General features: G+C 63.5%; 14 protein-coding genes. 12 read left to right on the forward strand and 2 right to left on the reverse strand.

The genetic code is table 11. From position 1 onward, the window contains the following. From Q0L94_RS02945 to Q0L94_RS03000, 12 genes are all read left to right on the forward strand, one after another. Nucleotides 1–300, forward strand: a 300-nt coding sequence (locus tag Q0L94_RS02945) for an NAD(P)H-dependent oxidoreductase subunit E (RefSeq protein WP_296749939.1), incomplete at its 5' end; no start/stop codon positions are given. Further along, the gene (gene nuoF, locus Q0L94_RS02950; RefSeq protein WP_296749940.1) at nucleotides 297–1,586 is read left to right on the forward strand and encodes an NADH-quinone oxidoreductase subunit NuoF; all 1,290 of its coding nucleotides are present in this window, start codon (nucleotides 297–299) and stop codon (nucleotides 1,584–1,586) included. The genes Q0L94_RS02945 and nuoF, both read left to right, overlap by 4 nt. A 17-nt stretch (nucleotides 1,587–1,603) precedes the next feature. Beyond that, the gene (gene nuoG, locus Q0L94_RS02955; protein ID WP_296749942.1) at nucleotides 1,604–3,958 is read left to right on the forward strand and encodes an NADH-quinone oxidoreductase subunit NuoG; all 2,355 of its coding nucleotides are present in this window, start codon (nucleotides 1,604–1,606) and stop codon (nucleotides 3,956–3,958) included. After that, nucleotides 3,958–4,989, forward strand: coding sequence for an NADH-quinone oxidoreductase subunit NuoH (gene nuoH, locus Q0L94_RS02960; RefSeq protein ID WP_296749944.1), 1,032 nt, complete (start codon nucleotides 3,958–3,960; stop codon nucleotides 4,987–4,989). Before nuoG ends, nuoH begins: the two co-directional genes overlap by 1 nt. 7 nt (nucleotides 4,990–4,996) lie before the next feature. Then, on the forward strand, nucleotides 4,997–5,485 hold the full coding sequence (nuoI, locus tag Q0L94_RS02965; RefSeq protein WP_296749946.1) for an NADH-quinone oxidoreductase subunit NuoI: 489 nt from the start codon (nucleotides 4,997–4,999) through the stop codon (nucleotides 5,483–5,485). A gap of 9 nt (nucleotides 5,486–5,494) precedes the next feature. After that, complete coding sequence (locus Q0L94_RS02970) at nucleotides 5,495–6,124, forward strand: NADH-quinone oxidoreductase subunit J (RefSeq protein ID WP_296749948.1); 630 nt, start codon at nucleotides 5,495–5,497, stop codon at nucleotides 6,122–6,124. Nucleotides 6,125–6,209: 85 nt separating this feature from the next. Then, nucleotides 6,210–6,515, forward strand: coding sequence for an NADH-quinone oxidoreductase subunit NuoK (gene nuoK / locus Q0L94_RS02975; protein WP_018077360.1), 306 nt, complete (start codon nucleotides 6,210–6,212; stop codon nucleotides 6,513–6,515). 4 nt (nucleotides 6,516–6,519) lie between these two features. Next, nucleotides 6,520–8,517, forward strand: coding sequence for an NADH-quinone oxidoreductase subunit L (nuoL, locus tag Q0L94_RS02980; protein ID WP_296749950.1), 1,998 nt, complete (start codon nucleotides 6,520–6,522; stop codon nucleotides 8,515–8,517). A gap of 12 nt (nucleotides 8,518–8,529) precedes the next feature. Then, nucleotides 8,530–10,014, forward strand: coding sequence for an NADH-quinone oxidoreductase subunit M (locus Q0L94_RS02985; RefSeq protein ID WP_296749952.1), 1,485 nt, complete (start codon nucleotides 8,530–8,532; stop codon nucleotides 10,012–10,014). 9 nt (nucleotides 10,015–10,023) lie between these two features. Next, nucleotides 10,024–11,469, forward strand: a complete 1,446-nt coding sequence (gene nuoN, locus Q0L94_RS02990; protein WP_296749953.1) for an NADH-quinone oxidoreductase subunit NuoN — start codon at nucleotides 10,024–10,026, stop codon at nucleotides 11,467–11,469. 56 nt (nucleotides 11,470–11,525) lie between these two features. Continuing rightward, nucleotides 11,526–11,828: a DUF2818 family protein gene (locus Q0L94_RS02995; RefSeq protein WP_296749954.1), complete on the forward strand. Its 303-nt coding sequence runs from the start codon at nucleotides 11,526–11,528 to the stop codon at nucleotides 11,826–11,828. A 5-nt stretch (nucleotides 11,829–11,833) separates the two neighbouring features. Further along, nucleotides 11,834–12,058: an RNA-binding S4 domain-containing protein gene (locus Q0L94_RS03000; RefSeq protein ID WP_296749955.1), complete on the forward strand. Its 225-nt coding sequence runs from the start codon at nucleotides 11,834–11,836 to the stop codon at nucleotides 12,056–12,058. On the opposite strand, the gene Q0L94_RS03005 is transcribed toward Q0L94_RS03000, so the two are convergent. Both Q0L94_RS03005 and mutS read right to left on the reverse strand, forming a co-directional pair. Beyond that, complete coding sequence (locus Q0L94_RS03005; RefSeq protein ID WP_296749956.1) at nucleotides 12,055–12,324, reverse strand: AF1514 family protein; 270 nt, start codon at nucleotides 12,322–12,324, stop codon at nucleotides 12,055–12,057. The genes Q0L94_RS03000 and Q0L94_RS03005 overlap by 4 nt on opposite strands. Nucleotides 12,325–12,448: 124 nt before the next feature. Beyond that, on the reverse strand, nucleotides 12,449–14,209 hold a 1,761-nt coding region (gene mutS, locus Q0L94_RS03010), incomplete at its 5' end, for a DNA mismatch repair protein MutS (protein ID WP_296749957.1).

A 14,209-nucleotide genomic window follows, 5' to 3' on the forward strand; every position in this document is an offset into this window, starting at 1 on the left:
GCATACGAGGTCGCCACGTTTTACAACATGTACGACACCCAGCCGGTGGGGCGCCACAAGATCACCGTGTGCACCAATCTGCCGTGCGCGCTGATGGGGGCGAACGAGATTGCCGAGCATCTCAGGCAGAAGCTCGGCATCGGCTTTGGCGAAACCACCGAGGACGGCCGCTTCACCCTGAAAGAGGGCGAATGCATGGGGGCGTGCGGCGATGCGCCGATGTGCCTGCACAATAACCATGCGATGCACACGCACCTGACTCCCGAGAAGATCGACGAGTTGCTGGACAAGCTGAAATGAGTCTGCTCGCCCCTACCCCCCAGGTCTGCAGTTGGACCCAGGCGCTCGACAACCCGGCATCGCTCGCGACCTATGTCGCCAATGGCGGTTATCAGGCGCTGCGCCGCGTGGTGACCGAGCAGATGCCGGGTGACGCCATCATCGCCGAGCTCAAGACCAGCGCGCTGCGCGGCCGTGGCGGCGCAGGCTTTCCCACCGGGCTGAAGTGGAGCTTCATGCCGCGCGCGTTTCCGGGCGACAAGTACATCGTCTGCAACAGCGACGAGGGCGAGCCGGGCACTTTCAAGGATCGCGACATCCTGCGCTACAACCCGCACCAGCTGATCGAAGGCATGGCGATCGCCGGCTACGTGCTCGGCGCGCGCGTGGGCTACAACTACATCCATGGCGAAATCTTCGAGATCTACGACATCTTCGAGCGCGCGTTGAAGGAAGCGCGCGAGGCCGGCTATCTCGGCGACCATCTGTTCGGCACCGATTTCTGCTTCCAGTTGCATGCGCACCACGGCTACGGCGCCTACATCTGCGGCGAGGAAACCGCGCTGCTGGAATCGATCGAAGGGAAAAAAGGCCAGCCGCGCTTCAAGCCGCCATTTCCGGCCAGCTTCGGCCTGTACGGCAAGCCGACCACCATCAACAATACCGAGACGCTCGCCTCGGTGCCGTGGATCATGCAGCACGGCGGCCAGGCCTTCCTGGAACTGGGCAAACCCAACAACGGCGGCGCCAAGCTGTTCTCGGTTTCGGGGCACGTCAACAAACCCGGCAATTACGAAGTGCCGCTCGGCACGCCGTTTTCCGAGCTGCTGCAGATGGCGGGCGGGGTGCGCAACGGCCACCAATTGAAGGCGGTGATCCCGGGCGGATCGTCGGCGCCGGTGCTGCCGGCCGGCATCATGATGGATTGCACCATGGATTTCGATTCCATCTCCAAGGCGGGCTCCATGCTGGGATCGGGCGCGGTCATCGTGATGGACGAAACCGTGTGCATGGTGCGCGCGCTGGAGCGGCTGTCGTATTTCTATTTCGAGGAATCGTGCGGCCAGTGCACGCCGTGCCGCGAGGGCACCGGCTGGATGTACCGGGTGATCCACCGCATCGAACACGGCCAGGGACGGCCGGAAGACATGGACCTGCTCAACAGCGTGGCGGGGCACATAGGCGGCCATACGATCTGCGCGCTGGGCGACGCGGCGGCGATGCCGGTGCAAAGCTTCCTCAAACATTTTGGCCACGAGTTCGAGCACCACATCGAGCACAAGCGCTGCATGGCTGGAACGGAATAGGCGGAATAATCAAGGCTATGGCTACGCTCAATATCGAAATTGACGGACGCGCGCTGCAGGTCGAAAGCGGCGATACCATCATGGATGCGGCGAATCAGGCCGGCATCGCGATTCCGCATTTCTGTTATCACAAGAAGCTCTCGATCGCCGCCAACTGCCGCATGTGCCTGGTCCAGGTGGAGAAGGCGCCGAAGCCGCTGCCGGCCTGCGCCACGCCGGTGACCGACGGAATGAAAGTGCACACGCGCTCGGAATACGCGATCGATGCGCAAAAAAGCGTGATGGAGTTCCTGCTGATCAACCATCCGCTCGACTGCCCGATCTGCGACCAGGGCGGCGAATGTACCCTGCAGGATCTGGCGGTCGGCTACGGCGGGTCGTCGTCGCGCTACCAGGAAATCAAGCGCGTGGTGCGCGAGAAGAATCTCGGCCCCCTCATCGCCACCGACATGACGCGCTGCATCCACTGCAGCCGCTGCGTGCGCTTCGGCCAGGAAATCGCCGGCGTGATGGAACTCGGCATGCCGGGGCGCGGCGAGCATGTCGAAGTGATGCCGTTTCTCGAAAACCAGGTGGTATCCGAACTGTCGGGCAACGTCATCGACCTGTGCCCGGTCGGTGCGCTGACCAGCAAACCCTTCCGCTACACCGCCCGCAGCTGGGAGCTGTCGCGCCGTGCCTCGATCAGCCCGCACGACAGCCTGGGTTCCAATCTCGAAGTCCACGTCAAGGACAACAAGGTGATGCGGGTGCTGCCGCGCGAGAACGAAGACGTCAACGAATGCTGGCTGGCCGACCGCGACCGTTTTTCCTATGAAGGCCTCAATACGCCCGAGCGTCTGCCCCAGCCGATGGTCAAGCAGGGCGGGCAATGGGTGGAAACCACCTGGCAGGCCGCGCTGGAATTCGTCGCGGACAAACTGAAAGCGATCCCGGCCGGGCAGATCGGCGCGCTGTCGACGCCGTACCGTCCGGCGGAAGAGCTTTTCCTGCTGCAGAAGCTGATGCGCGGCCTCGGCAGCGGCAACGTCGATCATCGTCTGCGGCAGTCGGATTTCTCGCTCGACGACAAGGCGCACGGCGGCTTCTGGCTGGGCATGCCGGTGACCTACATGTCGCGTCTCGACCGCATGCTGGTGGTGGGCTCCAACCTGCGCAAGGATCATCCCTTGATGGCGCATCGCATCCGTGAGTCGGTTCGTTGGCATGGTCAGCTCAATATGATCAACGCGCACGAGGACGAATTTCTCGGCAAGGTGCACGCCAAGCGCATCGTCGCGCCGTCGCAGCTTGCTACGGCGCTGGCGGGCGTGTGCCGTGCCCTGGCAGAGCTGAAGGCACTGCCGGTTCCGGACATCGCAGCCCATGGCGTGGCCGACGACACCGCGCGCAAGATGGCCGACAGTCTGTCGGGCGGCGAAACCCGCGCCGTGTTCCTCGGCAACATGGCACAGCATCATCCCGGCTATTCGCAGATTCATGCGCTGGCACAAGAAGTATCCCGACTCGCGGGTGCCAGTTTCGGCGTGCTGGGCGAAGCGGCCAATAGTGTCGGCGCAGTGGCGGTCGGCGCGATTCCGGGGTGCGGCGCACTGGGTCAGCCTGCCGTCAAAGGCTTGAATGCCCAGCAGATGCTGGCCCAGCCGTTGCGTGCCTATCTGCTGCTGGGCGTGGAAGCCGAGCTCGATACCCACGACCCGGTATCCGCGATGGCCAGCATCGATGCGGCGGAATTCGTCGTGGTGATGTCGCCCTACAAGGGCAAATCGCTCGACTACGCCGACGTGCTGCTGCCGATTGCACCGTGGACCGAGACCTCGGGAACCTTCGTCAACACCGAAGGAAGGATTCAGAGCTTCAGTGCGGTGGTGAAGCCGCTCGGCGAAACGCGCCCGGCGTGGAAGGTGCTGCGTGTGCTGGGTAACCTCTTGGGGCTGGCCGGCTTCGACCACAACGATTCGAAAGATGTGCTGCGCGACGCGCTGGGCGAAACGCCCACGGGCTCGGTGCAGGCTTTCCTCAACAATGAAGTCAGCGGTGTGGCGGTAGCGCCGTCGCCGCTTGGCGGCGGGCTGGAACGTGTTGCCGAGGTGCCGATTTATCAAACCGACGCCGTGGTGCGCCGCTCGCCATCGCTGCAGATGACGCTGGATGCGGCCCTGCCGGTGGCGCGCATGCATAGCCGCCTGATCGCCAGGCTGGGGCTGGAAGAAAACGGCCGCGTCTCGGTGCGCCAGACCGCAAGTGCGCTGACCCTGAAAGTGCAGCGCGACGACCTGTTGCCCGATACCTGCGTGCGTATTCCCAGCGGCCATCCGCTGACGGCGGGGCTCGGGCCGATGTTCGGTCCGATCACGGCGGAGCCGGTCTGATGGAGGCCGGACTGATGGAGAGCGTGGGCGTGGACTGGGCCGCCATTCAAACCGTCGCCTGGACGCTGGTCAAGATTCTGGCGCTGGTGGTGCCGCTGATGCTGGGCGTGGCCTACCTCACCTACGCGGAAAGAAAAATCATCGGCTGGATGCAGGTGCGCATCGGCCCCAACCGCGTCGGTTTCCAGGGACTGCTGCAGCCGATTGCCGATGCGGTGAAACTGCTGATGAAGGAAATCATCATTCCTTCCGGCGCCAGCCGGGGATTGTTCATCCTCGGCCCGATTCTCGTCATCGCGCCGGCGCTGGCGGCGTGGGCAGTGATCCCGTTCACCGATACGCTGGTGCTCGCCAACATCAACGCCGGCCTGCTGTATGTGATGGCGATCACCTCGATGGGCGTCTACGGCGTCATCATTGCGGGCTGGGCGTCCAATTCCAAATACGCCTTCCTCGGCGCGATGCGATCGGCAGCGCAGATCATATCGTATGAAATCGCCATGGGCTTCGCACTGGTGGGCGTGCTGATGGCGGCGCAGTCGCTTAATCTTGTCGACATCGTGCAGGGCCAGTCGGGCGGGCTGCATCAGTGGTATATCTGGCCGTTGTTTCCCCTGTTCGTCGTCTATCTGATTGCCGGCGTCGCCGAGACCAATCGCGCGCCGTTCGACGTCGCCGAAGGCGAATCCGAAATCGTCGCCGGCTTCCACGTCGAATATTCCGGCATGGCGTTCGCGGTGTTCTTCCTCGCCGAATACGCCAACATGATCCTGATCTCGGCGCTCACCACGCTGATGTTCCTCGGCGGCTGGCTCTCCCCGGTGACCTTCCTGCCCGACGGCATCGTCTGGTGGCTGCTGAAAACCGGCTTCGTGCTGTTCCTGTTCCTGTGGTTCCGCGCCACGTTCCCGCGTTATCGCTACGACCAGATCATGCGTCTGGGCTGGAAAGTGTTCATTCCCATCACCCTCGTCTGGATCGTCGTCGTCGGCGGCATGATGCAGACACCGTATGGTTATCTCTTCCATTGAGCGCGCCATGAAACGGATCACCAACTTCTTCGGCAGCCTGCTCCTGATCGAACTGCTGCGCGGCATGATGCTCACCGGGCGGCACCTGTTCGCGCGCAAGATCACGGTGCAGTTCCCCGAAGAGAAAACGCCGCAGTCGCCGCGTTTTCGCGGCCTGCATGCGCTGCGCCGCTATCCCAACGGCGAGGAGCGCTGCATTGCCTGCAAACTGTGCGAGGCGGTCTGCCCGGCGCTTGCCATCACCATCGAATCGGAACAGCGCGCCGACGGCACACGCCGCACTACGCGCTACGATATCGACCTCACCAAGTGCATCTTCTGTGGCTTCTGCGAGGAATCCTGCCCGGTCGATTCCATCGTCGAAACCCGCATTCTCGAATACCATGGCGAGAAACGCGGCGACCTCATTTATACCAAGTCCATGCTGCTTGCCATCGGCGACCAGCATGAGGAACAGATCGCGAAAGACCGCGCGGCCGATGCGAAATTCCGCTGACCAATCGATATGACTTACACGACCGCGATCTTTTATTTTTTCGCCGCCATCCTGGTGTTTGCCGGAATGCGCGTCGTTACCGCGCGCAACCCGGTGCATGCAGCGCTGTTTCTGGTGCTGGCGTTTTTTACCGCAGCCGGGTTGTGGATGCTGCTGGAAGCCGAGTTCCTCGCCATCACCCTGGTGCTGGTCTACGTCGGTGCGGTGATGGTGCTGTTCCTGTTCGTGGTGATGATGCTCGACATCAACCTCGACAAGCTGCGCGAGGGCTTCTGGGATTACCTGCCGCTCGCCGGTTTCGTCTCGGTGCTGCTGGTGATCGAAATGGCGCTGATACTGGGCAGCCGCCATTTCGGCCTGGAGGTGATGGGCACGCCGGCGCCGCATCCCGCCGATTACAGCAATACCAAGGAACTCGGGCGGCTGCTGTACACCGACTATGTCTATGCATTCGAGCTTGCCGCGGTGATTCTGCTGGTGGCGATCGTTGCCGCGATTGCGCTGACGCTGCGTCGCCGCAAGGACAGCAAGTACATCGATCCCGCCGCGCAGTCGAAGGTCAAGCGCAGCGACCGTCTGCGCATCGTGAAAATGGACGTGGTGAAGCGTGAGGCGTCAGGTGTGGGGGGTGAGGAGTGAATACCATGAATCGTCCGCTGCGCTGCGAGCCCGTTCCGCCTCACCCCTCACGCCTGACGCCTTACGGCAACGCTGGAGCGGCGCAATGATTTCCTTGTCGCATTACCTGGTGCTGGGAGGCATTCTGTTCGCCATCAGCGTGCTGGGCATCTTCCTCAACCGCAAGAACGTCATCATTCTGCTGATGGCGATCGAGTTGATGCTGCTGGCGGTGAACATGAACTTCATTGCGTTTTCGCATTACCTGGGCGACATCCACGGCCAGATCTTCGTCTTCTTCATCCTCACTGTCGCCGCGGCCGAATCGGCCATCGGCCTGGCGATCCTGGTGCTGCTGTTCCGCAACCTGCACACGATCAACGTCGATGACCTCGACCAACTGAAAGGCTGATCGGATGGACATGCAGACGCTCTACCTGATCGTGCCGCTGGCGCCGCTGTTCGGCGCGATCGTCGCCGGCCTGTTCGGCAAATGGGTCGGCCGCACCGGTGCCCATGTCGTCACCATTGCCGGCGTTACGGTGTCGCTGATCGCCTCGGTGCTGGTGTTTCAGGACGTGCTTGCCGGGCACACCTTCAACGGCACGGTCTACACCTGGATGGTGCTGGGCGACCTGCGCTTCGAGGTCGGCTTCCTGATCGATTCGCTCACCGCGCTGATGATGCTGGTCGTCACCTTCGTCTCGCTGATGGTGCATATCTACACCATCGGCTACATGCACGACGATCCGGGCTACCAGCGCTTCTTCAGCTACATTTCGCTGTTCACCTTCTCGATGCTGATGCTGGTGATGAGCAACAACTTCCTGCAGCTGTTCTTCGGCTGGGAAGCGGTCGGCCTGGTGTCCTATCTGCTGATCGGCTTCTGGTACACCAAGGAAACGGCGATCTACGCCAACCTCAAGGCCTTCCTGGTCAACCGCGTCGGCGACTTCGGCTTCATCCTCGGCATCGGCCTGGTGCTGGCGCATTTCGGTTCGCTCGACTACGCCACGGTGTTCGCCAAAGCGCCGTCGCTGGCCAACGAAACCATCGCGATCTGGTTCGACACGCCGTGGAGCCTGATGACGGTGATCGGCATCCTGCTGTTCATCGGCGCGATGGGCAAGTCGGCGCAGTTTCCGCTGCACGTCTGGCTGCCCGACTCGATGGAAGGTCCGACGCCGATTTCCGCGCTGATCCACGCCGCGACCATGGTGACCGCCGGCATCTTCATGGTCGCGCGCATGTCGCCGCTGTACGAACTGTCCGACGTGGCGCTTTCCTTCATCATGGTGATCGGCGCCATCACTGCGCTGTTCATGGGCTTGCTCGGCATCGTGCAGAACGACATCAAGCGCGTGATCGCCTATTCGACGCTGTCGCAACTCGGCTACATGACGGTGGCGCTCGGCGCTTCGGCCTATTCGGTGGCGGTGTTCCACCTGATGACGCATGCCTTCTTCAAGGCGCTGCTGTTCCTCGCCGCCGGTTCGGTGATCATCGCCATGCACCACAATCAGGACATCCGCTACATGGGCGGCCTGAAGAAATACATGCCGATCACCTGGATCACTTCGCTGATCGGATCGCTGGCGCTGATCGGCACGCCTTTCCTGTCGGGCTTCTATTCCAAGGAAACCATCATCGAAGCGGCCAAGCTGTCGAACCTGCCGGTGGCCGGCTTTGCCTACTGGGCGGTGCTGATCGGCGTGTTCGTTACCGCCTTCTATTCCTTCCGCATGTATTTCCTGGTGTTCCACGGCAAGGAGCGTTTCCGACAGGGCCACGCCCACGGCAACGAACCCGACGCGCAGCATGCCGCGCATCATGGCGGGACGCCGCACGAAACCCCGTGGGTGATCACCGGGCCCTTGCTCGCACTGGCGCTGCCCTCGCTGGCGATCGGCTACATGACCATCGAACCGATGCTGTACGGCGACTTTTTCGGCAGTGCGATCTACGTCGCCGACCGCCACCCGGTGATGCACGAGCTCAACCAGCATTTTCATGGCGCGCTGGCGATGGGACTGCACGCAGTGGTGACGCTGCCATTCTGGCTGGCGGCGGCGGGGGTAGGGCTGGCGGCATTCTTCTACCTCAAGCGCCCGGATATCCCGGCGGCCATTGCGCAGCGCTTCAAGTTCCTGTATCGGATGCTGCTCAACAAATACTGGTTCGACGAACTCTACAGCTGGCTGTTCGCCAAGGGTGCGCGCACGCTCGGCGGCGGGCTGTGGCGGCGCGGCGACCAGAACGTGATCGACGGTTTCTTCGTCAACGGCTCGGCGCACCTGGTCGAACGCTTCTCGCGCCTGGTCAAGGCCTTCCAGTCCGGTTACATCTATCACTACGCGTTTGCCATGCTGATCGGGGTGTTCGCCCTGGTGACCTGGTTCGCGCGGCTTAATTAAACCAACAACGCCATGTTCGGACAGTCGATACTTTCTCTCGTCATCTGGGTGCCGATTCTGGCCGGGGTGGTGGTGCTTGCCACGGGTTCCGATCGCAACGCGCCGCTGGCGCGCTGGATCGCGCTGGCCGGTGCGCTGCTGGGACTGATCGTGGCGTTTCCGCTGGTCAGCGGATTCGACAGCGGCACCTCGGCGATGCAGTTCGTCGAAAAGCGGGAATGGATTCCCGCGATCAACGCCTTCTACCACCTCGGCGTCGACGGCATTTCGATGCCGCTGATCCTGTTGAACAGCTTCATCACGGTGCTGGTGGTTATCGCCGGCTGGCGGGTGATCGAGGACAAGGTGGCGCAGTACATGGCGGCCTTCCTCATCATGTCCGGCCTCATCAACGGTGTGTTCGCGGCGCTCGACGGCATCCTGTTCTATGTCTTCTTCGAAGGCATGCTGATCCCGCTGTATCTGATCATCGGCGTATGGGGCGGGCCGAACCGCGTGTATGCCGCGATCAAGTTCTTCCTCTACACCCTGCTCGGCTCGCTGCTGATGCTGGTGTCGTTCATCTACCTCTACTTCCAGTCGGGCGGCAGCTTCGACATCCAGACCTGGCACGACACCACGCTCGGGATGACGGCGCAGACGCTGATGTTCTTCGCCTTCCTGCTGGCGTTCGGGGTCAAGGTGCCGATGTGGCCGGTGCATACCTGGCTGCCCGACGCCCACGTCGAGGCGCCCACCGGCGGCTCGGTGGTGCTGGCAGCGATCACGCTGAAGGTCGGCGCCTACGGCTTCCTGCGCTTCATCCTGCCGATCCTGCCGGACGCCAGCCACGAGCTCGCCTGGTTCGTCATCATGCTGTCGCTGATCGCGGTCGTCTATATCGGCCTGGTCGCGCTGGTGCAGGCCGACATGAAAAAGCTCATTGCCTATTCGTCGATTGCGCACATGGGCTTCGTCACCCTCGGCTTCTTCATGTTCAACCCGCTCGGCTGGGAAGGCGGGTTGGTGCAGATGATCTCGCACGGCTTCGTGTCGGCGGCGCTGTTCCTCTGCATCGGGGTGATGTACGACCGCCTGCATTCGCGCCAGATCAAGGACTACGGCGGCCTGGCCAGCAGGATGCCGGTATTTGCCGCCTTCTTCATGCTGTTCGCCATGGCCAATGCGGGGCTGCCTGCCACCAGCGGTTTCGTCGGCGAGTTCATGGTCATCATGGCGGCCACTCAGGTCAACTTCTGGTATGCCCTCATCGCCGCCACCACGCTGATCACCGGCGCGGCCTACACGCTGTGGATGTACAAGCGGGTGGTGTTCGGCAATGTCACCAACCCGAAGGTCGAGGCGATGCGCGACATCGATGCACGCGAAATCCTGCTGCTGGGCGTGCTCGCCGTCTGCGTATTGGGCATGGGCCTGTATCCCAAGCCTTTCACCGATGTGATGCACGTGTCGGTGATCGACCTGTTGGCGCACGTCGCCCAAAGCAAACTGCCTTAAGGTTCCGAAATGCGCGATTTCCTCATTCAATTTGCGCCCGCGCTGCCCGAGATCTTCGTGCTGGCGATGGTCTCGCTGATCCTGCTGGTCGATGCCGCGGTCGATGACGGCAAGCGCACCATCGCCTATGTGCTGTCGCTCGTCACGCTGGCGGGTGCGGCTTTCCTCACCGTGCGCGATTTCTCGACCATGCCGGTGCTGGCGCTCGGCGGCCTCTTCATCGACGACGCGCTGGCCGACGTGCTGAAGCTGTTTCTCTACCTGACCGTCGCGGCGGTGCTGGTGTATTCGCGCGACTATCTGCGCGAGCGTGGACTCTACAAGGGCGAGTTCTTCGTGCTGTCGTTGTTCGCGCTGCTGGGCATGATGGTGATGGTGTCGGCCAGCCATTTCCTCACCCTGTATCTCGGCCTCGAACTGCTGTCCTTGTCGCTGTACGCCATGGTCGCGCTGCAGCGCGATTCCAGCATGGCGACCGAGGCGGCGATGAAATATTTCGTGCTCGGCGCGCTGGCGTCGGGCATGCTGCTCTACGGCATGTCGATGGTCTACGGCGTCACCGGCTCGCTGGCGCTGGGCGACATGGCGCAGAGGCTTTCCGACGGCACCGACCTGCGCATTCCGCTGGTATTCGGCATCGTCTTCATCGTCGCCGGTCTGGCGTTCAAGCTCGGCGCGGTGCCGTTCCACATGTGGGTACCCGACGTCTATCACGGTGCACCGACCGCAATGACGCTGTTCATCGGCTCCGCGCCCAAGATCGCCGCATTCGCCTTCACGGTGCGCATCCTCGGCCAGGGACTGGAGTCGCAGGTGGCGGAATGGCGCGACATGCTGGTGATCCTGGCGGTGCTGTCGATGGCCGTGGGCAACATCGCCGCCATCGCGCAGAGCAACCTCAAGCGCATGTTTGCTTATTCGACGATCTCGCACATGGGGTTCATGCTGCTCGGCATCCTGGCGGGCTCGCAGAGCGGCTACGGCAGCGCGATGTTCTACGTGCTGGTGTACGCGCTGATGAGCCTGGGCGGCTTCGGCATGATCCTGCTGCTGTCGCGTGCCGGCTTCGAGGCCGACCAGCTCGACGATTTCAAGGGACTCAACCGCCGCAGCCCGTGGCTGGCTTTCCTGATGCTGATGCTGATGTTCTCGATGGCCGGCATTCCGCCCGCGGTGGGCTTCTATGCCAAGCTCGCCGTGCTGCAGGCGGTCGTTGAAATCGGCTACGTGTGGCTGGCTGTGGTGGCCGTCCTGTTCTCGCTGATCGGCGCGTTCTACTACCTGCGCGTCGTCAAGCTGATGTATTTCGACGCGCCGCGCGATACCGCGCCGATCGTTGCCAGCCCCGATGCCCGTCTCATCATGTCGGCCAACGGCCTGGCCGTGCTGGCGCTCGGCATCCTGCCGCAACCGCTGATGGCGATATGCGTGACCGCCATCGGCGCGTCTTTCTGAACTAAATCACGCCGGAGCAGGTCTGTGCTCCGGCATCGCCCGTTTTCGGAACCATCGTGAATTTTTCCACTTCTCTACTGCTGATTCTGGCCTTCGTCGGGGCCAACCTGCCGTTTCTTGCCAGGCGTATTTTTTTCGTCGTCCAGCCCAAGTCCGGCAGCAAGGCCTTTTCCTGGCAACTGCTGGAACTGATCGTACTGTTCTTCGTGGTCGGCGGCATCGCGCTGCTGCTGGAAGGCAAGCTCGGCGACGTCCACAAGCAGAACTGGGAGTTCTACGCGATCAACGCCGCACTGTTCGTGGTGTTTGCCTACCCGGGATTCGTCTACCGCTATCTGTGGCGGCGGCGCGGGGCGTAGGCGACATGGCCACGATTGAATTCACCTTGCGCGGCGAACACGTCGCGCTGTGCGACCTGCTCAAACTCGCCGGCATCGCCGACAGCGGCGGCCAGGGCAAGCTGATGATCGCCAATGGCGACGCGACGGTCGACGGCCAGCCGGAGAGCCGCAAGACGGCGAAAATCCGGGCGGGCCAGACGGTGAGCTGCCTCGGGCAGACGGTTCGAGTCGTGGCGCCTGACGCCTAAAGAAAACAGAAAAAGAAGCGCCCGGAATCGAACTCCACCGCCAGCCGCGCGCCACGGTTCAGCGCATAGTCCCACGAACCCTTGGTGGCGCAGCCTTCGTGGCATTCGCTCACCCCCGCCGGCGATTCGAGATCGCGTTCGCGGTCGTACCAGCTCAACAACATGGCGTCGTCGCCCAGCTGCTGCTGCGCGATGGCGGTCGCCAGCTTCAGCGCGGCGTTGAAGTCGAGGCCGAGTTCGGCGGTATCGAGGCGCAGGGTCTTCACGACTTGAAAGCGTTTTTCATCCGCGAAGAACGCGAAGGAACGCCAGGAAATCTTCCTGTTTTTTTTTCGCGTCCCTTCGCGTCCTTCGCGGATGCCTGTCCATCGTTGCACGCACCGTCACTCGTCACATCAGCGCCTTCAGCGCATAAAGCATGTCCAGCGCCGCCTTCGGCGTGAGCGTATCGGGATCGAGCTCGCGCAGCTGATCGAGCGCGGGGTGCGGCGGCGGTGCGTCGTTGGGCAGATGGGCGGCGAACAGATCGCCCTGCGGGCCGGGCTGCAGCTGCGCGTCTTCGAGTTCGCGCAGGTGGCGCCGCGCCGCGTGGATCACCGGGCTCGGCACGCCGGCCAGCCGCGCGACCTGGATGCCGTAGCTCTGCGAGGCCGGGCCTTCCTCGACCGCGTGCAGGAACACCAGACCGGCGCCGTGTTCCTTGGCGTCGAGATGCACGTTGACGAGCTGCTTGAATTCGTTGGCGAGCTGGGTCAGCTCGAAATAATGGGTGGCGAACAGGGTGAAGGCGCGGGTGGCGGCGACCAGATGGCGCGCCACCGCCCACGCCAGCGCCAGACCGTCGAAGGTGGAGGTGCCGCGGCCGATCTCGTCCAGCAGCACCAGGCTGCTGGCGCTGGCGTTGTGCAGGATGTGCGCGGTCTCGGTCATCTCGACCATGAAGGTCGAACGCCCGCCGGCGAGATCGTCGGACGCGCCGATGCGGGTGAAGATCTGGTCGATGTCGCCGATCTTCGCCGAGCTGGCGGGCACCCACAGGCCGCAGCAGGCCAGCAGCGTCACCAGCGCCACCTGCCGCATGTAGGTCGATTTGCCGCCCATGTTGGGGCCGGTGATCAGCAGCATCTGGCGGCTGCGGTTGAGCGCGGCGTCGTTGGGGATGAAGTGGTCGACCTGCGCCTCGACCACCGGATGACGGCCGCCGCGGATGACGATGCCGGGTTCGCTGCTGTACTCGGGCGCGCACAGCCTGAGCGTGCCGGCGCGCTCGGCCTGGCTCGCCAGCACGTCGACCTCGGCGAGCGCCGCGGCAATCGCCAGCAGGTCCGGCACGTGCGGCGCCAGCGATTCCAGCAGCGCGTCGAACAGCGCCTTTTCGCGTGCCAGCGCGCGGTCCTGTGCCGACAGCGCCTTGTCCTCGAAGGCTTTCAGTTCCGGCGTGATGTAGCGCTCGGCGTTTTTCAGCGTCTGGCGGCGGCGGTAGTCGTCGGGAACCTTGTCCGATTGCGCGCGGCTGACTTCGATGTAAAAGCCGTGCACCTTGTTGTATTCGACCTTGAGGGTGCCGATCCCCGAGCGTTCGCGTTCGCGTTTTTCCAGTTCCAGCAGGAAGGCACCGGCGTCGCGCGTCAGCGCGCGCAGCTCGTCGAGCTCGGCGTCGTAGCCATCGGCAATCACGCCGCCTTCGCGCAGCACGCTGGCGGGCTCCGGCTGGATGGCGCGGGCGAGCAGGGCATGCAGGTCGGGGCGGGCGGCCAGCGCCGCCTGCAGCGCCGACAGGCGCGCCTGGTCGTCGGGCAGCGCGGCGGCGAGACCGGGCAGCAGGGCGAGGCTGTCGCGCAGGCCGGAGAGGTCGCGCGGGCGCGCGTTCTTCAGCGCGATGCGGCCGCCGATGCGTTCGACGTCGGCGCAGCCTTTCAGCAGCCGGCTGAGGGAAACGGCGGCTTCCGGCAGCCCGCTCAGCACGCCGATGGCGTCGCGCCGCCGCATCAGTATTTCACGGTCGCGCAGCGGGTGGTGCAGCCAGTGCCTGAGCAATCGCGTTCCCATGCCGGTGGCGGTGGTGTCGAGCACCGACAGCAGGGTGGGCGCCGCTTCGCCGCGCAGCGTTTCGGTGAGCTCCAGGTTGCGCCGGGTGGCGGCGTCGAGCTG

This window comes from Thiobacillus sp., assembly GCF_024708915.1.